This window comes from Luteibacter sp. 329MFSha (assembly GCF_900111665.1).
Classification (GTDB): Bacteria; Pseudomonadota; Gammaproteobacteria; order Xanthomonadales; family Rhodanobacteraceae; genus Luteibacter.
The window spans coordinates 2208817-2228548 of the sequence record NZ_FOJE01000001.1 but is presented as its reverse complement, the minus strand read 5'-3'; the positions used below and the strand labels follow the sequence as shown (position 1 = coordinate 2228548).

Annotated in this window: 13 protein-coding genes; 10 read left to right on the top strand and 3 right to left on the bottom strand. The window is 67.4% G+C overall.

What is annotated here, in order from left to right; all coding sequences use genetic code 11:
- Nucleotides 1-147 precede the first annotated feature (147 nt).
- From ybaL to BMW54_RS10025, 8 genes are all read left to right on the top strand, one after another.
- The gene (gene ybaL / locus BMW54_RS10060) at nt 148-1806 is read left to right on the top strand and encodes a YbaL family putative K(+) efflux transporter (RefSeq protein WP_090055068.1); all 1659 of its coding nucleotides are present in this window, start codon (nt 148-150) and stop codon (nt 1804-1806) included.
- A gap of 131 nt (nt 1807-1937) precedes the next feature.
- Nucleotides 1938-3764 carry a glycoside hydrolase family 15 protein gene (locus BMW54_RS10055; protein WP_090055066.1) on the top strand — a complete coding sequence of 609 codons (1827 nt, stop codon included), beginning with the start codon at nt 1938-1940 and terminating at the stop codon, nt 3762-3764.
- The gene (gene zwf, locus BMW54_RS10050; protein ID WP_090055064.1) at nt 3761-5578 is read left to right on the top strand and encodes a glucose-6-phosphate dehydrogenase; all 1818 of its coding nucleotides are present in this window, start codon (nt 3761-3763) and stop codon (nt 5576-5578) included. Before BMW54_RS10055 ends, zwf begins: the two co-directional genes overlap by 4 nt.
- A gap of 639 nt (nt 5579-6217) precedes the next feature.
- Nucleotides 6218-8842 (top strand): TonB-dependent receptor, encoded by a 2625-nt coding sequence (locus BMW54_RS10045; protein ID WP_254779190.1) that lies wholly within the window; start codon nt 6218-6220, stop codon nt 8840-8842.
- Nucleotides 8842-11517, top strand: coding sequence for a beta-mannosidase (locus BMW54_RS10040; RefSeq protein ID WP_090055060.1), 2676 nt, complete (start codon nt 8842-8844; stop codon nt 11515-11517). Before BMW54_RS10045 ends, BMW54_RS10040 begins: the two co-directional genes overlap by 1 nt.
- Before the next feature lie 53 nt (nt 11518-11570).
- Nucleotides 11571-12950 (top strand): glycoside hydrolase family 125 protein, encoded by a 1380-nt coding sequence (locus tag BMW54_RS10035; protein ID WP_090055897.1) that lies wholly within the window; start codon nt 11571-11573, stop codon nt 12948-12950.
- A gap of 24 nt (nt 12951-12974) precedes the next feature.
- Entirely contained in the window at nt 12975-15410 is a 2436-nt protein-coding gene (locus tag BMW54_RS10030) for a GH92 family glycosyl hydrolase (protein ID WP_090055059.1), read from the top strand.
- A gap of 195 nt (nt 15411-15605) precedes the next feature.
- Nucleotides 15606-16043 carry a hypothetical protein gene (locus tag BMW54_RS10025; protein WP_090055057.1) on the top strand — a complete coding sequence of 146 codons (438 nt, stop codon included), beginning with the start codon at nt 15606-15608 and terminating at the stop codon, nt 16041-16043.
- On the opposite strand, the gene BMW54_RS10020 is transcribed toward BMW54_RS10025, so the two are convergent.
- Nucleotides 16018-16224 carry a hypothetical protein gene (locus tag BMW54_RS10020; RefSeq protein ID WP_090055055.1) on the bottom strand — a complete coding sequence of 69 codons (207 nt, stop codon included), beginning with the start codon at nt 16222-16224 and terminating at the stop codon, nt 16018-16020. The genes BMW54_RS10025 and BMW54_RS10020 overlap by 26 nt on opposite strands.
- Nucleotides 16225-16372: 148 nt before the next feature.
- Between BMW54_RS10020 and BMW54_RS10015 the strand changes: the two genes are divergently transcribed.
- Nucleotides 16373-16657, top strand: a complete 285-nt coding sequence (locus BMW54_RS10015) for a hypothetical protein (RefSeq protein WP_090055054.1) — start codon at nt 16373-16375, stop codon at nt 16655-16657.
- A gap of 19 nt (nt 16658-16676) precedes the next feature.
- Here BMW54_RS10015 and cfa read toward each other — a convergent pair whose 3' ends face one another.
- On the bottom strand, nt 16677-17801 hold the full coding sequence (gene cfa / locus BMW54_RS10010) for a cyclopropane fatty acyl phospholipid synthase (RefSeq protein ID WP_090055052.1): 1125 nt from the start codon (nt 17799-17801) through the stop codon (nt 16677-16679).
- Nucleotides 17802-17854: 53 nt separating this feature from the next.
- Nucleotides 17855-18244, bottom strand: a complete 390-nt coding sequence (gene crcB, locus BMW54_RS10005) for a fluoride efflux transporter CrcB (RefSeq protein WP_090055051.1) — start codon at nt 18242-18244, stop codon at nt 17855-17857.
- Between the two features lie 113 nt (nt 18245-18357).
- Between crcB and BMW54_RS10000 the strand changes: the two genes are divergently transcribed.
- A complete protein-coding gene (locus BMW54_RS10000) occupies nt 18358-19626 on the top strand; it encodes a multidrug effflux MFS transporter (protein ID WP_090055049.1) in 1269 nt (422 codons plus the stop codon).
- Nucleotides 19627-19732: the final 106 nt, after the last annotated feature.

Here is a 19732-nt window from a genome sequence, read left to right as displayed (position 1 = left end):
TTTAGCTCGCTGAAGGTTGCATGCGGGCCGGGTCGTCCCCAATGCTTCATGGACGACCCCATTCGATACGTTCGCACTTTCGACGTGACGAGACGAGGGTGCATGCCGCGGTCCTCCCGCGGCCAACGACGACTCGGGGAGCCGCCCATGCACGACGCCACGCCACTCATCGCCACCATCGTCGGTGGTCTCGTCCTCGCCTTCTTCTTCGGCGCCATCGCGCACCGGCTGCGGCTTCCGGTGCTGGCGGGCTACCTCGTCGCCGGCGTGGTCGCCGGTCCGTTCACGCCCGGCTACGTGGCGGACGCGGGCATCGCGCAGGAGCTCGCCGACCTCGGCGTGATCCTGCTGATGTTCGGCGTGGGTCTGCACTTCTCGCTTAAGGACCTCCTCGCCGTCAAGGCGATCTCCATCCCGGGCGCCGCCGTGCAGATGGCCGTCGCGACGGGCCTCGGCATGCTGCTCGCCTGGGGCCTCGGCTGGCCGGTGGCGGAGGGCTTCGTGTTCGGCCTCGCGCTGTCGGTGGCCAGCACCGTCGTGCTGCTCCGCGCGATGGAAGAGCGCCGCCTGCTCGACAGCGATCGGGGCCGCATCGCGGTCGGCTGGCTCATCGTCGAGGATCTCGCGATGGTGCTCGCGCTCGTCCTGCTGCCGGCGATCGGCGGCTTCCTCGGCGCGGGCGACGGCGCCGCCGCCCCCGACATGGGCGAGCTGTTCCGCACGGTCGCGCTCACGGTCGGCAAGGTCGTCGGCTTCGTCGCGCTGATGCTCATCGTCGGCAAGCGGCTCATCCCGTGGATGCTGCAGGCCGTGTCGGCCAGCGGCTCGCGCGAGTTGTTCCGGCTCGCCGTGCTCGCCATCGCGCTCGGTGTCGCCTTCGGTGCCGCGCACCTGTTCGACGTCTCGTTCGAACTGGGCGCCTTCTTCGCCGGCATGATGATGGGCGAATCGAAGCTCTCGCAGCGCGCGGCCGAGGAAACGCTGCCCCTGCGCGACGCGTTCGCGGTGCTGTTCTTCGTCTCCATCGGCATGCTGTTCAACCCGCACATCCTGGTCGATCGTCCGTGGGTGGTGCTCGCCGCGTGCCTGATCATCGTCGTCGGCAAGTCGGTCGCCGCGTTCGCCATCGTGCGACTCTTCGGCCGCCCGACGAAGACCGCCCTCACCATCGCCACGAGTCTCGCGCAGATCGGCGAATTCTCGTTCATCCTCGCCGGTCTCGGCGTATCGCTCGGCCTGCTCAGCGAGCAGGGCCGCGACATCCTGCTCGCCGCCGCCATCGTGTCGATCCTCATCAATCCGCTGCTGTTCGCCGCGCTCGATCGCTGGATCGCGAAGCACGACGCCGACGCGCCGGACGATCACCCCGATGCCATCGCGGGTCATACCGTGCTGGTCGGGCATGGCCGGGTCGGCCGTCGCGTGCTCGCCGAGCTGCAGGCGACGGGGGCGCGCACGCTGGTCATCGAGACCGACGAGGACGCCGTGCGCGATCTGCGCGAGCGCGGCGACGTCGAGCTCGTCATCGGCAACGCGGCGTCCGCGCCCGTGCTGGCGGAAGCGAACATCGCCGGCGCCCGCGCCCTGATCGTCGCCGTGCCCGATCCCTTCGAGGGCGGGCAGGTGGTGCGCGCGGCGCGCGCGTTGCGTCCGGACCTTCCCATCGTCGCCCGCGCGCATTCGCCCGATTGCGTCGGGCACCTCTCCGGCCTTGGCGCCAGCGAGGTGATCTACGGCGAACAGGAACTGGCGCGCAGCATGTTCGAAGCCGTGCAGCCGAAGCGGGAGCAGGCGTCCGCGCACTGACGTCCGGTCTGTGCCTCGAACGAGCCGCAGACCCGTCCAAGCGGGAGCAAGAAGCGCCATCCGTCGATACGTCCCTGTAACACGGCCGAGGCTACCGTTCGCAGGATGGCAATCGGCACAGTGAGGACGGCATGGCATCCCGGATCGAAGACTACGCGATGCTTGGTAACTGCCGCAGCGCGGCACTCGTGGCGCGGAACGGTTCGATCGACTGGGCGTGTCTGCCTCGTTTCGATTCGGCCTCCTGCTTCTCCGCCCTGATCGGCGAGGACGCGAACGGTCGCTGGCGCATCGCGCCGGCCGACGCAGGGGCGACGAACACGCGGCGATACATCGACGGCAGCCTCGTCCTGGAGACGGTGTGGACCACGACGACGGGCCGTGCGCGCGTCGTCGACTTCATGCCGTTCGAGGGCGAGCAGGTGGGCATCATCCGCATCGTCGAGGGTATCGAGGGATGCGTGGACTTCGACGCCGTCCTCACCATCCGGTTCGACTACGGCAACGCGGTGCCCTGGGTGAAGCGTCTCGACGAGGAGACGATGACCGCGGTCGCCGGCCCCGATCTGCTGGTGGTGCGCAGCCCGGTCGCGCTGGAAGGGGAGGGCATGCAGAGTGTCGCGCGGTTCGCCGTCCGCGAAGGCGAGACCGTTCCGTTCGCGCTCGCCTGGGGGCCGTCGCACCTGCCGCCGCCTCCCGCGACCGACGCGCATGTCGCGCTACGGGATTCGCTCGCGTTCTGGGAGCGCTGGTCCGGCCGCTGCAACGACTCGGGCGAGTGGAGCGACATCGTGCGCCGCTCGCTGGTGGTGCTCAAGGGCCTGAGCTATCTCCCGACGGGCGGCATCGTCGCCGCACCGACCACGTCGCTGCCCGAGCAGCTGGGCGGACAGCGCAACTGGGACTATCGCTATTGCTGGGCGCGCGACGCCACGTTCGTGCTGTCCGCGCTGGTGAACGCCGGTTACCACGACGAGGCCAGCGCATGGCGCGACTGGGTCCGGCGCGCGGTCGCCGGCTCGCCCGACCAGTTGCAGGTGCTCTACGGCCTGGCCGGCGAGCGTCGCCTCGAGGAGTTCGAGGTGCCCTGGCTGGCGGGCTACGAGGGCGCGAAGCCGGTGCGCATCGGCAACGCCGCGTCCATGCAGTTCCAGCTCGACATCTATGGCGAACTGGTGGGCGCCTTCGCGCACGCGATCCGCCACGGCGTCACCCTGCAGCCCGAGGCCGACGAGGTACAGGCCGTGTTCCTCGAACACCTGGAGCGGATCTGGCGCGAGCCGGATGAAGGCATCTGGGAGATTCGCGGCGAGCCGCGTCACTTCGTCCATTCCAAGGTCATGGCCTGGCTCGCCTTCCAGCGTGCCGCCGAACAGGACAGGCACGGTCGCGATCCGGCGTTCACCTATCGGTGGCGGGCCGTCGCGGACGAGATCCGCGCGGACATCCTGGCCAGGGGCGTCGACCCCGAGCGTGGCTGCTTCACGCAGTCGTACGGATCGAAGGAGCTGGACGCGAGCCTCCTGCTGGTCACGCTCACCGATTTCCTTCCCCCCGACGATCCCCGCATCGCCGCCACCGTCCGCGCGATCGAGGAGGACCTTCTCGTGCAGGGTTTCGTGCGTCGCTACGACACCCGCAGCGGCGTCGACGGGCTGCCTCCGGGCGAGGGCGAATTCCTCCCGTGCAGTTTCTGGCTCGTGGAAAATTACGTGCTGCTCGGCCGGCTCGACGAAGCGCGCGAACTGTTCGTCCGCCTGATCGGCTTGTCGAACGACCTCGGACTGCTCGCGGAGGAGTACGATCCCCGTTCGAAGCGGCTGCTGGGCAATTTCCCCCAAGCCTTTTCGCATGTGGCGTTGGTTAATGCCGCTTTCTCCCTCGCGCACGGTTACAGCGCGACGGCGGATAGCCACGCCACCCCCGAAGCCATCGATCCCCAAGGAGTCCGTGCATGAGCCAAGCCCAACCGAAGCGCGCCACGTCCCGCGCTCATCCGGCCGACCCGTGTACCGTCGTGATTTTCGGCGCCGCCGGCGACCTGACCAGTCGCCTCGTCGTTCCCGCGCTCTACAACATGCGCCGCACCGGACTGCTGTCCGACAACTTCAACGTCATCGGCTTCAACCACGGCAAGATGACCGACAACGCCTGGCGCAGCAGCCTGCGCACGTCGCTCGAGCGCTTCGTCGGCAATTCCGGCGGCAAGCTCGACGAGGAGGCCTGGGGCTGGCTGAGCGGCCAGATGACGTATCACGCCGGCGACTTCGACGACCTGTCCGCGTTCCAGAGCCTCGGCGTCAAACTGCGCGAGGCCGAACGCAAGCGCGGCACGAAGGGCAACGTCCTGTTCTACCTCGCCACGCCGGAGCGCTTCTTCGGCGACGTCATCGAGAAGCTGCGCGATGCCGGCCTCGTCGACGACGGCGGTCACGATGGCGACTTCTGGCGCCGCGTGATCATCGAGAAGCCGTTCGGCCACGACCTCGCCTCGGCCCACGCGCTGAACGAGCGCATCCTGAAGGTCCTGCGCGAAGACCAGATCTATCGCATCGACCATTTCCTGGGCAAGGAAACGGTGCAGAACATCATGGCGTTCCGGTTCGCCAACGGCCTGTTCGAGCCGATCTGGAACCGCGACCGCATCGACCACGTGCAGATCACCGTGGCGGAAACCGTGGGCGTCGAGCGCCGCGGTTCGTTCTACGAGCAGACCGGCGCGCTGCGCGACATGGTGCCCAACCATCTGTTCCAGCTGCTGGCGATGGTCGCCATGGAGCCGCCGACCTCGTTCGACGCCGAAGCCGTCCGCACGCGCAAGGCCGAGACCATCGAGGCGATCCGGCCGATCCAGCCCGAGGATGCCGTCCGCGGCCAGTACGGTCCCGGCGCGGTCAACGGCGAGCTCGCCATCTCGTACCGCGACGAGCCCAACGTGGCGGCGGACTCGGTCACCGAGACCTTCGTGGCGATGAAGCTCTCGATCGATACGTGGCGCTGGTCGGGCGTGCCGTTCTACCTGCGCACCGGCAAGCACATGGGGCGCCGCACGACGGAGATCGCGATCCGCTTCAAGTCCGCGCCGTTCGCCCCGTTCCGCGGCACCGGCATGGACGCGTTCGGTCCCGACTGGCTGGTGCTGCAGATCCAGCCGGACGAAGGCATCTCGCTGCAGTTCGACGTGAAGCGCCCCGGCCCGCGCGTGGAGCTCGCGCCGGTGCGCATGGACTTCAAGTACGCCGACTGGTTCCGCGCCGAGCCGAACGTCGGCTATGAAACGCTGCTCTACGATTGCATGACCGGCGACGCCACGCTGTTCCAGCGTGCCGACATGGTCGAGGCGTGCTGGCGCGCCGTGCAGCCGATCCTCGACGACTGGGCGCAGCGTACGCCGGCCGACTTCCCGAACTATGCCTCGGGCAGCGCCGGTCCGGCGTCCGCCGATACGCTGCTGGCGCTGGGCGGACGTTCGTGGCGTCCGCTGAACTCCGCCGCGGAACTGAATACGCGACGGACGGCCAAACCGAAGGCGGAAGCGTCGTCGGCCGAGAAGACGTCCGAGGGCGCCCCGTCCAGGCGCGCCGCGGCGAAGAAGAGCGGTGGTCGTGCGACGGCGAAGAAGGCGGCGGCGCCGAAGAAGGCCGCCGCTCGGAAGCCGGCGACCAGGAAGGTCTCCGCGAAGAAGACGGCCGCGAAGAAGGCGCCAGCGAAGAAGATGGTCGCCAGTAAGACCGCCACCGCCCGCAAGACGGCCCCCAGGCGCGCGAAGTAAGGCCTCAGGATGCTCCCGCCAGCAAGGCGGGAGCATCCGTCCCTCCGGCCGGATGCCCCTGTGGGAAGCGCGCTCGCGCGCGAACACGCGACAGCTGGCCGTGCGCGATACAAAAAAGTCATCGCGCGAAAGGTCTTATTTTTCGTTGCGGTGCAGCAAAGTGGCCGCGGCGAGCCTGCCGCGTGGAGCCACTTCCGACGGTCCCGGAAATAACGCTTTCCACTGAATGGGTTAGGGGAAAGCGAAGCGATCCGTCCGCGGGCATGGATCGATCCAAAGTACGGCGACGCTATGGCGCACCGCAGTATTTTCTGGAAATAGAAAAGACGATTCTTTACATACACTTGCGTCGAAACTCGCATTTTTAGATCGAGTTAAAAAAGTCGTTGACAACGTTGTCAGCGGCCTCTGAGAATCGACGCTGTCATACCGCTGCAAAGGCAGTTGCCGACGCGATCGATCCGCCCGAGGGGGCACGGCGTCGCGGCAGCGGGAAACGAATCAACGAAACGAACGACGGCCAACGCGGATTCCGATCCGCGCGTCGGCGTTCGCTTCCGGATTGTCCCCACACGGAAGGGGGCGAGCGCGTGAGCGGTCGTCTCCTTCGTCGCATCCCTCCCTCCCCAGGAGCTTCACGTGAATCACCGTATCAGCGCGCTTTCGATGGCCATCATGGCCGGCCTGTTCGCCACGGGCAGCGCGATGGCGCAGGACGCGGGCACCACGCCCCCGCCGGCCAAGACCGACAAGACCGCCGCCGCCCCGCAGACCGACGCCGCCAATCTCGAAGGCGTGACCGTCACCGGCATCCGCGCGAGCCTGCAGAAGTCGCTCGACCTCAAGCGCAACTCCGACTCGATCGTCGACGCCATCTCGGCCGAGGACGTGGGCAAGTTCCCGGACACGAACGTGGCCGAGTCGCTCTCGCACCTCCCGGGCCTCAGCGTCGACCGCAACTTCGGCGAAGGCGACAAGGTCAGCATCCTGGGCACCGATCCGGCGCTGAACCGCCTGCTGCTCAACGGCCAGACCGTCGCGTCGACCAACTGGACGTCGGATCCGAACAATCCGGACAGCCGCTCGTTCAACTACAGCCTGCTCGCCTCGGAAATCATCGGTAACGCCCAGGTCTACAAGACCCCGCAGGCGAACATCGACGAAGGCAGCATCGGCGGTACCGTCATCGTCAACACGCGCCGTCCGCTCGACCTGCCGGCGAACACGCTGACGGGCAGTGTCAGCTACGGTTACAACGACCGCGCCGACAAGGGCAAGCCGAACGCTTCGGTGCTCTACAGCTGGAAGAACAAGGACAACACCTTCGGCGTCCTCGGTTCGCTGATGCACTCCGATCGCATCATCGATCGCCAGGGCACGGAAATCTTCGGCTACCAGCGCGCGAACGATCCCACCGACACGAACCCGGACCACCAGTTCAATCCGGCCGTCGTTCCGCCCGACCAGCACGGCGTGTACCCGACCGCGATCAACACCGCGTGGTTCCAGCAGCGCCGCACGCGCGACGGCGTGTCGACCGGCCTGCAGTGGAAGCCGAACGACGCGTTCGAGCTGAACTTCACCGGCCTGTACGTCACCGAGAAGTTCAACAACTTCAACCAGAGCCATTACGGCGAGTGGTCCGGCTCGGCCGCCAACGCCACGGCGCTGGGCTTCAACAACGGCGTCGCCACCAGCGGCAGCTACAACGCCAACACCTCGACCTACCTCGACGGCTACGAGCGCGATTCCACCGTGAACACGGGCGTTGCCAACCTGCGCGCCGACTGGTTCGGTGACGGCTGGACCGCGTCGAGCCAGATCGGCTACACCGGCTCCACCGGCGGTTCGGACGGTATCTGGAACACGCAGTTCCAGGGCTTCGGCGGCTTCGACTGGAACCTCAAGGGCCAGCACCCGCAGATCAACTACAACAACGCCGACAACCCGACGGCGATGCTGCTGCACGGCGCCGGCTACAGCTACGCGCCGAGCTACGACCGCGAGCGTTACTTCCAGGCCGACTTCGCGCATGACGTCAGCTGGGGTCCGCTGAACCAGATCGAGGTCGGCATCAAGGCCACGAACCACCTCGACGGCCAGGATGCCTACGCGGCGCGCCTGCCGTCGCAGGACGGCAACGGCCTCTCGCTCGCGGACTTCGCGCACGGCGGCACGCCCGGCGGTTACCTCGACGGCCTCAGCAAGGCCGGCAACATGGGTGACTGGACGACGATCGATCCGGGCCTGATGAAGGCGTACATCCAGCAGCTGAAGAACGGCACGGTATCGCTCGATCCGAAGGCCACCTACAGCGTCGCGGAGCAGAACCGCGCGTTCTACATCCAGGGCGACTTCGCTGGCGACGATTACCGCGGCAACCTCGGCGTGCGCTACTTCCGCACCCGCGACACGGTGAACGGTTACAACGCGCTCGGCGGCGACACGTACGGCCCGGTCAACAAGCGCAGCTCGTACCATGACTGGCTGCCGTCGTTCAACATCGCCTACGACGCAACCGACAGCCTGACGCTGCGCTTCGCCGCCGCGAAGGCCGTGGCCCGCCCGCGCTACCAGCAGATGACCCCGTACGTGGCGCTCGACGACCGCACCCTGACCGGTTCGCGTGGCAACACCGACCTGGGTCCGTACAAGTCGACCAACTACGACGCGTCCGCCGAGTGGTACTTCTCGGAGAACAGCGTGCTGGCAGCGGAAGTGTTCTTCCGTCGCATCTCCGGCTACATCCTCAACACGAACGTCGCCGAGACGCATTACAACCTGACCAACCTGCGCGACGACGTGTACCAGATGCAGGTGCCGATCAACGCCGGCGTGGCCAAGGTCAAGGGCGCGTCGATCAGCTACCAGCAGAACTTCCGCTACGGTTTCGGCCTGCTGGCGAACTACACGTACTCCGACGCGGACACCAGCAACGACTTCCCGCTGCCGTACAACTCGAAGAACTCGTTCAACCTGTCGCCGTTCTACGAGCAGGGTCCGTGGAGCGCGCGCCTGACCTACAGCTGGCGCTCCTCGTACTTCACGTCGATCGCCCAGCTGCAGTCGCAGCAGATCACGGGCATCTTCCGCCAGCTCGACGCATCGGTCGGCTACCAGATCAACGACCACATCCGTGTGTCGCTGGATGCGACGAACCTGCTCGACGAGACGTACTTCGTCTACAACAACACCCCGGCGCAGCCGCTCAACGCCTATAAGAACGGTCGCACCTACACCGTCACGATGGGCTTCAAGCTGTGATGCGCCGCGCGTCGCTGGCGCTGGTGGCCTGGCTTCTCGCCGGCGTCGCCGGCGCGGCCACGCCGGCGGAGAAAGACCTCTCCGCCGGCTGGCGGTTCCGGCTCGCTTCCGGTGGCGCCGCGGACTCGTTCCGCGGCGCGTCGGGAGGCCTGACGAAGCCGGTGGCATGCGACGCGCGATGCAAGCCGTTCACGGACTGGCAGCCGGCCCACGTGCCGGGTGCCGTCCAGACGGACCTGCTCGAGCTGGGACGGATCGCCGATCCGTTCTGGCGCGACAACGAGGCCGGCCTGCAATGGATCGGCCTCTCCGACTGGGACTACCAGCTGGACTTCGACGTCGACGCGGACACGCTCCGGCGTGGCCACGTCGATCTCGTATTCGACGGCCTCGACACCTATGCCGAGGTCAGCCTCAACGGGAAGAAGCTGCTGTCGGCGGACAACATGTTCCGCCAGTGGCGCCTTCCGGTGAAGAACACCCTGCGTGCCGGCCGCAACACGCTCACCGTGCACCTGCAATCCCCGATCGCACGGCTTCAGCCGTGGCTGATGAAGCAGCCCTATTCGCTGCCGGGTGAATTCGATTCCGCCTTCGGCGACGAGCCCAAGGGCAAGCAGACCTCAAATTACGTCCGCAAGGCCAACTACCAGTACGGCTGGGACTGGGGTCCGCGCTACGTCACGCTCGGCATCTGGCGCCCGGTGCGCCTCGAAAGCTGGGACGACCTGCGCCTCGCCGACCTGCACATCGCGCAGCGGCACGTCGATGCGGACACGGCCAAGCTCGCCGCGCAGTTCGACGTGCGCGCCGACAAGGCCGGCACGGTGACGCTCGACGTCGCCTGGACAGCGCCGGACGGCAAGACCGGCAGCGAAAAGCGCGACGTCGCGCTGAAGGCCGGCGAGAACCACGTCGAGGTGCCCATCGCCATCGACCACCCGCAGCGCTGGTGGCCGGTCGGCTACGGCAAGCCCGATCTCTACCGTTTCCACGGCAGCGTCAGCGCCGGCGGCACGTCGCTGGCGGAGGCGGATCGCGAGACGGGCCTGCGCAGCGTCGAGCTGCGTCGCGAGAAGGACCAGTGGGGCAGGGGCTTCGCGTTCGTCGTCAACGGCGTGCCGATCTTCGCCAAGGGCGCGAACCTGATTCCCTACGACGCCTTCCCCTCGCGCGTGTCGACGGAGCGCCTCGAGGCGATCCTTCGCTCGGCGAAGGACGCGAACATGAACATGCTGCGCATGTGGGGCGGCGGTACGTACCAGGACGACGCGTTCTACGCGGCGGCCGACCGCATGGGCATGATGATCTGGCAGGACTTCATGTTCGGCGGCGCCATCACGCCGTACGACGACGCGTTCCGCGAGACCACGCGTATCGAGGCGACCGAGCAGGTCACCCGCCTGCGCGACCATCCGTCGATCGTCATCTGGGCGGGCAACAACGAAGTGCAGACCGGCTGGGAGTCGTGGCCGGACCGCGAGGACTTCCGCAAGTTCGTCAACGCCGACGAAGTGCGTCGCATCGAGGACGGCATGCGCGCGCTCTTCGGCGATACGCTGCGCAAGGTCGTCACGAGCCTCTCGCCGGAGGTTCCGTATTGGGCTAGCTCGCCGGGCACGGATTTCGAGCGCGAGGCCAACGTGCTCGACGACGGCGACTACCACTACTGGAAGGTGTGGTCGGGCTCCGAGCCCATCTCGCACTACCTCGATGTCACTCCGCGTTTCCAGTCCGAGTACGGCCTGCAGTCGTTCCCGGTGATGGCCACCATCAAGGCCTTCGCGAAGCCGGAGGACATGGAGCCGGAATCGAAGGTGATGCGCGCGCACCAGAAGTTCGCCAACGGCGACGGCAACCAGCGCCTGCTGCTCTACATCCGACAGGAATACGGCGAGCCGAAGGACTTCGCGTCGTTCGTCTACCTGAGCCAGGTGATGCAGGCCGAAGGCATCGAGCTGGCGGCGGAACACCTGCGCAGCGCGCGTCCGCGCAACATGGGTTCGCTGTACTGGCAGTTGAACGACGTCTGGCCGGGCGCGTCCTGGGCGAGCGTCGATTACTTCAACCGCTGGAAGGCCCTGCAGTTCCACGCGAAGCGCTTCTACGCGCCCGTCGACGTCGTCCCGATGCGTCGGGACGGACGCACCGAGGTCTTCGCGGTCTCGGATCGCACGACGGACTTCGACGCCACGCTGCGCACCCGCGTCTACGACATGGGCGGCAAGCTGCTGCGCGAAACGAGCCAGCCGGTCCGCGCCGCGGCGCTGGCGAGCACGAAGGCCGTCACCGTCGACGACGCCACGTTGCTCAAGGGTGCCGACCCGCGCAGGACGGTCGTGTCGTTCGACCTGCTCGAAGCGGGCAAGCCGGCCGCCCACCACCTGCTTTACTTCGGTGCCGCGCGCACGCTCGCGCTGCCTGCGCCGGAGCTGTCTACGAAACTTCGCAGCGAGGGTGGGCGCACCCTGCTCACGGTGACCGCGAAGCGGCTCGCGCGCGCGGTATGGATCGACACCGGCGATCTCGACGTACGTCTCGACGAGAACGCTTTCGACCTCTTGCCGGGCGAAAGTGTCGACATCGTCGTGAAAGGCGACGTTGATATCGATACGCTCCGCCGCACATTGTCTGTACGCTCCCTTGTCGATGCCCTGAAGGAAGCCACGCCTTGAATCCCAGCCGCCGCAATCTCGTCAAATGGCTTTCGCTCGTGCCCGGTGTCGCGATGACCGCGACCGTGAGCATGGGTGCCTCCGCCGCCTCGCGCTTTCCCACGCAGCGCCCGCCGCTCGCCAAGCGCAAGTTCACCAGCGAGGCGGTCGAAGCGCTGATCGCGTCGACGAAGAAGAAGATCGGCGATCCGGAACTGGCGTGGCTGTTCGAGAACTGCTTCCCGAACACGCTCGACACGACGGTCGAGCTGGGCCGCCTCGACGGTCTCGAAGACACCTTCGTGGTCACCGGCGACATCGACGCGATGTGGCTGCGCGATTCGTCGGCACAGGTGTGGCCGTACCTGCCGCTGACGCCCAAGGACGAAAAGCTGCGCAAGCTGTTCCGCGGGCTGATCCGTCGCCAGGCGCGCTGCATCATGCTGGATCCGTACGCCAACGCCTTCCTGCCCGATCCGCGCGGCAAGAGCGAACTCGACTGGGCCCAGGCCGATCACACCGACATGCGCCCCGGCGTGGCCGAGCGCAAGTGGGAGATCGACTCGCTGTGCTATCCCGTCCGCCTCGCGCACGGCTACTGGCAGACCACCGGCGACCGCGAGCCGTTCGATGAATCCTGGCGCGCGGCGACGAAGCTGATCGTCAAGACCTTCCGCGAGCAGCAGCGCAAGGACGACCGCGGCCCGTATCACTTCCAGCGGACGTCGCCCAAGCCGACCGAGAGCCAGTTCCTCGACGGCTACGGCCAGCCGACGCGCCCGGTGGGTCTGATCCACGCGATGTTCCGTCCGTCGGACGACGCGACCGTCTATCCGTTCAACATTCCGGGCAACCTGTTCGCCGTCGTCACGTTGCGCCGCCTGGCGCAGATGCACGGCACGCTCTTCGGCGACCAGGTCTTCGCGAACGAATGCAACGCGATGGCCGACGAGATTTCCGCCGCGCTCGAGCAGTACGGCACGATCAAGGGTGCGCAGGGCGACTACTGGGCCTACGAAGTGGACGGCTTCGGCAATACGCTGTTCATGGACGACGCCAACGTGCCGAGCCTGCTGGCGTTGCCGTACCTCGAGTGCACGCCGCGCGACGCGCGCTACGCGCGCACCCGTGCCGCTGTGTGGAGCGCGGAGAATCCGTACTTCTTCAAGGGCAGCGCGGGCGAGGGCATCGGTGGCCCGCACGAAGGCCTGCGCATGATCTGGCCGATGTCGATCATGATGAAGGCCTTCACGACCGACGATACGGCCGAGATCCGCCAGTGCCTGCACTGGCTGAAGACGACCCATGCCGGCACGGGCTTCATGCACGAAGCCTTCGACCAGGACGACCCGAAGCAGTTCACGCGCTCGTGGTTCGCCTGGGCGAACACCCTCTTCGGCGAGCTGATCGTTCACCTCGCCGACAAGCATCCCGATACCCTGCGGCGCGTCTGACGCGTCGCCCACGCTGGAGGTTTCATGGTTACCCGTCGACGTTTTCTGCAGGGAATGGCCGCCGTCACGGCCGTCGGTCAGCTCGGCTCCCTCACCGCGCTGGCCCATGGTGTGCAGGATGGCCTGAACGCGCCATCGACCGGCGGCGGCACCGCCGGCGATGGCGTGCTGCGTCACGTCGACGTCTTCGTCGGCACGGGCGGCCACGGTCACACCTTCCCGGGTGCGACGCGGCCGTTCGGCATGGTGCAGCTGAGCCCCGATACCTATAACGCGCAGTGGGACGGCTCGTCCGGTTACCACCAGGGCGACGGGTCGATCATGGGCTTCTCGCACACCCATCTTTCCGGCACCGGCGCGAGCGACATGCTCGACTTCCTCGTGATGCCGTCGATGGGTCCCGTGCTGCTGCAGCCGGGCGATCGCGACTTCGACGGCGTGAACTACGTGTCGCGCTTCGATGCGAGGAAGCAGAGCGGCGAGAAGGCCGAGAAGGGCTACAAGACGGGCATCAAGGGTTACCGCTCGCACTACACCGGCGAGCAGGCGCATCCCGGTTACTACCGCGCGAAGCTGACGCGCTTCGACATCCTCGCGGAGATGACCGCGACCCTGCGCGCGGGCATGCACCGCTACACGTTCGGCAAGAGCGGCGAGGCGCACCTCCTCGTCGACCTCACGCACGGCTTCGCCGACGCGATGGACAAGCCGGCCAACGTCACGGACGCCGAGCTCACGCTGGTCAACGGCGACACGCTGGTGGGCGGTCGTCGCGTATGGCAGTGGGCCGCCGGCCGCGTGATCTATTTCGCGATGAAGCTCTCTCGCCCGGTGAGCAGCGTCACGCTGTACTCCGAGGACAAGGCGCTGCCGAAGGGCACGTCCACCGCGAAGGGCGACCACCTCAAGGCCGCGCTGCACTTCGACGACGCGTCGAAGGAGCCGCTGCTGGTGAAGGTCGGCATCTCCGGCGTGGACATCGACGGCGCCATGCGCAACGTCGACGGCGAAATGCCGGGCTGGGATTTCGACGGCATCCGCGCATCCGCCGAAGCCGAGTGGGAGCAGGAGCTGTCGAAGATCCGCATCCAGTCCTCGTCGGACAAGGTCATGCGCACGTTCTACAGCTCGATGTACCACACGATGCTCGCGCCGACCGTCTTCAGCGACATCGACGGCCGTTACCGCGGCATGGACAAGGCGATCCACACGCTGCCGGAAGGCCGCCACAACTACAGCACCTACTCGCTGTGGGACACCTATCGCGCCGAGCACCCGCTGTTCACGCTGTACCAGTCCGAACGCGTGCCCGACCTCGTCGACGGCCTCGTCCGTCTCGCCGTGGAGAGCCCGAGCGGCGCGCCCGTGTGGCCGCTGCAGGGCATCGAGACGGTCTGCATGATCGGCTACCACTCCGCGGTGGTGGTGGCCGAGGCGCAGGCGAAGGGCTTCACCGGCATCGATTACGCGAAGGGCTGGCCGGTGTTCCGTCGCCGGGCCATGCAGGACGACTATTTCGGCCTGCCGTACTACCGGAAGATGGGCTTCATCCCCAGCGACAAGGAAGGCGAGGCGGTCAGCAAGACGCTCGAGTACGCCTATGACGACTGGGCGGTGGCGCACATGGCCGAGGCGCTCGGTCATGCCGACGACGCGGCGCTGCTGCGCAAGCGTTCGCAGAACTATCGCAACGTGTTCGACAAGGACATGCAGTTCGTCCGGCCGCGCGCGGAGGACGGCAGCTGGATCCAGCCGTTCGATCCGATCGCGATCGGCCACTCGAAGCGCTGGCGCGACTTCACCGAATCCAACGCGTGGCAGGCGACGTTCCTCAACCAGCACGACGTCTACAACTACATGGACCTGTTCGGTGGCGCCGAGGGCTTCGAGAAGAAGCTCGACGGACTGTTCAACGCCGACCCGGTGCTGCCGGACAACGCGCCGCCGGACATCGCCGGCATGGTGGGCCAGTACGCGTTCGGCAACGAGCCGGCGCACCACATGCCCTACCTCTACGCGTACACCGGTGCGCATCACAAGACGCAGGCCCGCGTGCGGATGCTGCTCGACACGATGTTCCTGCCCGAGCCCGACGGCCTGCCCGGGAACGAGGACTGCGGCCAGATGAGCGCGTGGTACATCATGAGCGCGATGGGCCTGTATGCCGTGGACCCGGTCAGCACCAACTACGTGTTCGGCAGCCCGCTGCTCGATCGTGCCGAGGTGAAGGTCGGTGGCGGTCGCACGCTGGTGATCGAGACGAAGGAGAACGGCCCCGACCGGCCGTACATCCAGTCGGTCACCTGGAACGGGAAGCCCTGGACGAAGAGCTGGATCTCCCACAAGGACCTGACCGCCGGCGGCACGCTGTCGTTCGTGATGGGCGACAAGCCCAACGAGGCGTTCGGCAAGGCGCCGGAAGACCGTCCGCCGTCGTTCGGCGCGCCCGCGAAGGCGTGAGTGCCCGAGGCGGGTGGGGCTTTGGCCTCATCCGCCATCGGCTCGCTGCCGCGAGATCGCCGATACGATCGGCTCCCACCAAGGCCGAGCTACCGAAGGGCGCAAACGATTTCGTCCGCGCCGTTCACGATCGGTAGACCGCCCAACCGACAATCTCACCACCGCCGGGAGGACCCGGTAGGGAGAGGGGCTGTCATGTCGTACGCCGGGCGTATGGTCTTTCGGATGTACCTGCCGGGCGTTCTCGTCCTGGCAGCGGGCGGCGTCGCCGCCGCAGGCCTGAAGGCCGCGCAGCAGCTGCCGGGCGACCTCGGCACGCTTTCCCTCTACTCGAACCTTCCCGCCTGGACCTTCGGCGTCGCGCTCGTCGTCGCGCTGACGATCGGCGCGGTGCAGACGCTGCGCCTTCGCCTCTGGGACCGCGGCGCGATCGCCGGTTGCTATGTGTGCGGTTGCCTGCTCGGTTCGCCGCGCGCGGCGCGGCGGGGCCTCGGCCTCATCCGGCATTGCCTGGGCTGCGGCAAGGTCCACGGCGTGAACCACCACCGCCTGTCGCCCCACGTGGTTCCCCTGGCGGTGGCCGTGAAGGACACCGCGGCCGCTCCGGTCAGGAGCGTACGTTCGTTACCGTGATGCGGTGACCGATGCGGGCCAGCAGGGCGCGCAGGCTCTCGGCGTCCTCTTCCGACGTGCCGTCTTCCAGGGACAGCCACAGCGAGTCCCCGGCGAGGTTGTGCACCTTTTCGTTGAACTCGATCTCGAGCGCGGGTTTGCCGCCGGGATGGACGACGGATACGGCGAAGTTACGTTGCACGCCCTGTGTTCCTGCTTGGGTGACTGGACCGGCATTTTACCGGGGCGGGGGAGAAAAGGGCGGTCGCGACGGGTGAGGCGTGAACCACGGCACGTTCACTCGCTCGCCACGAACGTTCGCTGCAAATGAGGGCACCGAGGAGGAACCCATGCTGCAGCTGAATCCGCCACTTCCGATGAACACGCCCAAGGGCGAAGGCTTCGCCCATTTCCTGATCGACTACGGTCCGGAATCCGACCTGTACTGGACGGTGTTCATCACCGCCACGGGCGAGATCTGGACCTTCGCCAACCGCGAGGTCCGCGCGTCGAAGAACATCACGCTCGGACGCACCGCCCCGTCGTCGCCCCGCCCGGCGCAGCCGCGACGCCCCGCCGCCGAAGGCCACGCCACGGGCGTGCTGCCCTTCAACGTGGCCGACTCGCAGGGCTGACCTCGGGGGCTGCTCCGCGTCAGCGGGGCACCCGATAGCCGCCGGGGACGCCCTGCGGCGAGAGCGTCAGCTGCCAGAGCTGGTCGCGCCGGCTGCGGAACACGCCGGCCGAACAGCCGAGGTAGAAATGCCACATGCGCCGGAACCGTTCGTCATAATGGCCCGCGAGCCGGGGCCAGGCCGCGTCGAAATTCGCCTGCCAGGCCATCAGCGTGCGGTCGTAGTCGGGTCCGAAGTTGTGCCAGTCCTCGACGACGAAGAGGCCTTCGAGGGCGGTCGCGACCTGGCTCATGGACGGAATGACCGAGTTCGGGAAGATGTATTTCTCGATCCACGGGTCGGGACGGCCCGGCGTCCCGTTGCTGCCGATGGTGTGGAGCAGGGCGAGTCCCTCGGGGTGCAGGCAACGCCGCGCGACTTCGAACCACGATCGGTAGTTCTTTCCCCCGACGTGTTCGAACATGCCCACCGAGAGGATCGCATCGAAGCGTTCGTCGAGCTCGTGGTAGTCCTGCAGGCGAATCTCGATCGGCAGGCCCTTGCACAGCTCCCGCGCGAACTCCGCCTGTTCCTTCGAGATGGTCACGCCCACGCCGCTGACGCCATAGCGCTCCGCGGCGTATTTCAGCGCCTCGCCCCAGCCGCAGCCGATGTCGAGGATGCGCTGGCCGGGCCGTAGCTGGAGCTTGCGGCAGATCAGGTCGAGCTTGGCTTCCTGCGCGTCGTCGAGGTTGTCGGCGTTGGCCCAGTAGCCGCACGAATACACCAGGCGCTTGCCGAGCATCGCTTCGAACAGATCGTTGCCGAGGTCGTAATGCTGCCTGCCGACATCCCATGCGTGGTCGCCGCGTTGCAGGTTGAGGAATCGCGCCTTGAGGTGCGCGATCAGCGTGTCGAGGGTGCGCAGCGAGTCGTCGAGGTGCGACGAGAGCACGCGGGAGAAGAAGCCCGGCAGGTCGGGGACATCCCACCAGCCGTCCATGTACGCCTCGCCGAAGCCCAGCGACCCGTGGGCGAAGACCCGGGCGTAGGTGCGGTCGTCGTGCACGACGATGTCCGTCGGACGGTTGCCGCCGAGGGTGATCCCGGCGTGCTGGAGCAGGTCCTGCGCACGTGCTTTGAGAGAAGAAGAATCGTGGCTCATGGATGGATTCCTTGTGACCCTCGTGCGCCGCCCCGCGCGGCGTCGGCGCCTTGCTAGAAGTGCTTGAGTACTCCACGTGTCGCGGTGAGGCCGATGACCGTCAGCGTGATCGAACCCAGCAGGTTGACCGCGATGTGTCCGGCGAACCACGCGTACTGCCCCCGCAGGAGCAGCATCGACGCCTCGGCCGAGAACGTCGAGAAGGTGGTCAGGCCGCCGAGGAAGCCGGTGGCGACGAGGAGCCGCATCTCTACGGGCAAGGCCTGGAAGTGGTCGAACAACGCCAGCGCGATGCCCATCACGAGTCCGCCGGCGAGATTCGCCGCGAGCGTCCCGAGCGGAACGGAAGGGAACAACGGGTTGAGCGCGACGGCGAGCCACCAGCGCAACCAGCAGCCGAGGGTGCCGCCGATGCCGACGGCCAGGAATCCGGTGTAGCTCACGCGACCCTCTCGTGGACATGGGTTGGACGGAGTATGGGCCGATGGCCGCCTGACCGCGAGCCGGACCCCGCAGGTATACTCACCGATCTCTCCCCGCACGGCCTTGCAGGACCATGTCCTCCGCGACCCGCGACCCGCGTCGCTATCTGCCCCTGCTGCTCGCGGCCCTGACCATGATCGGGCCGTTCTCGATCGACGCCATCTTTCCGGGCTTTCCGGACATCGGTCGCGACTTCCAGGTGAGCGCGGTCGGGCTCCAGCAGCTGCTGAGCGTGTACCTGATGGCGTATGCGGTGATGAGCCTGTTCCACGGCGCGCTGTCCGACGCCTACGGCCGCAAGCCGGTGATCGTCGTCGCGATGGCGATCTACACGGCCGCGTCCATCGGCGCGGCCCTGGCACCGAGCTTCGCCTTCCTGCTCGGCTGCCGCGTGCTGCAGGGCCTTTCCGGCGGCGCGGGCATCGTCGTGGGTCGCGCCGTCGTGCGCGACACCATGCAGGGCGAGGAAGCGCAACGCATGATGTCGAAGGTCATGATGATCTTCGGCATCGCGCCCGCGATCGCGCCGATCGTCGGCGCCTGGCTGCTCGGGATCGACGGCTGGCGCGGCATATTCTGGGCCTTGTCGGCGTTCACGGTGGCGCTGACGCTGGCCGTCGGGTACTTCCTCGTCGAGTCGCATCCCGAGGAGCGGCGAACGGTCTTCCGGCCGAAGCCGCTGCTCGCCGGCTACGGCCGCATCGTTCGCGACCGGCCGTTCTGGCCGCTGGCGATCGCGGGTTCGATCAACTTCTCCGGCCTGTTCCTTTACGTGGCATCGGCACCGCATCTGATCCGCGATCTGCTGCACCTCGGGGCGGATGGCTTCCCCTGGCTGTTCGTGCCCGTCGTGACGGGCATGGTCACGGGCGCCTTCGTCTCGGGCCGCGTCGCGGGCCGCGTCAGCGCGATGCGCACCGTGGGCTGGGGCTACATGGCGATGCTTTCGTCGTGCGCCCTCAACCTGCTGCTCGCCGTGGTGCTCGACGCGCCGCGCGTGCCGTGGTCGACGCTGCCGCTGGCGCTGTACGGCCTGGGCGTGCAGCTCGCGTTCCCCACGCTCACCCTGCTGCTGCTCGATCGCTTCCCGGATCAGCGCGGCGGCGTTTCCTCGGTGCAGGCCTTCGGCAGCCTCGCCTTCACGGCGCTGGTCGCCGGCGTCCTCTCGCCGGCCCTGTCGGGGAACATGCTCAACCTCGCCCTCGGTTCCACCGCGATGTGCCTCATCGGCCTTGGTGCCTGGACCTGGTACACGCGCATCGAGCGCCGTCGCGTGGCGCGCGCCACCGCCGTGGCGGCGACGAGCGTGCCGTCGCAGGTCGAGCGCAACGAGCCGGGTTGAGTCACGAGGCAGGCACTACCGACCTTCCGAAGGGTGGGAGCCGATCGCATCGGCGATCCCGCGATAGCGGGCCCGTCGCGGAGCCATTCGCCGATACGATCGGCTC

Excerpts from the sequence above, each read along its gene's own strand:
- zwf (WP_090055064.1), top strand. The coding sequence starts at position 3,761 with ATGAGCCAAGCCCAACCGAAGCGCGCCACGTCCCGCGCTCATCCGGCC.
- BMW54_RS10030 (WP_090055059.1), top strand. The coding sequence starts at position 12,975 with ATGGTTACCCGTCGACGTTTTCTGCAGGGAATGGCCGCCGTCACGGCC.
- BMW54_RS10000 (WP_090055049.1), top strand. The coding sequence starts at position 18,358 with ATGTCCTCCGCGACCCGCGACCCGCGTCGCTATCTGCCCCTGCTGCTC.
- BMW54_RS10055 (WP_090055066.1), top strand. The coding sequence starts at position 1,938 with ATGGCATCCCGGATCGAAGACTACGCGATGCTTGGTAACTGCCGCAGC.
- ybaL (WP_090055068.1), top strand. The coding sequence starts at position 148 with ATGCACGACGCCACGCCACTCATCGCCACCATCGTCGGTGGTCTCGTC.
- BMW54_RS10040 (WP_090055060.1), top strand. The coding sequence starts at position 8,842 with ATGCGCCGCGCGTCGCTGGCGCTGGTGGCCTGGCTTCTCGCCGGCGTC.
- BMW54_RS10035 (WP_090055897.1), top strand. The coding sequence starts at position 11,571 with ATGACCGCGACCGTGAGCATGGGTGCCTCCGCCGCCTCGCGCTTTCCC.
- cfa (WP_090055052.1), bottom strand. The coding sequence starts at position 17,801 with ATGAGCCACGATTCTTCTTCTCTCAAAGCACGTGCGCAGGACCTGCTC.
- BMW54_RS10025 (WP_090055057.1), top strand. The coding sequence starts at position 15,606 with ATGTCGTACGCCGGGCGTATGGTCTTTCGGATGTACCTGCCGGGCGTT.
- BMW54_RS10015 (WP_090055054.1), top strand. The coding sequence starts at position 16,373 with ATGCTGCAGCTGAATCCGCCACTTCCGATGAACACGCCCAAGGGCGAA.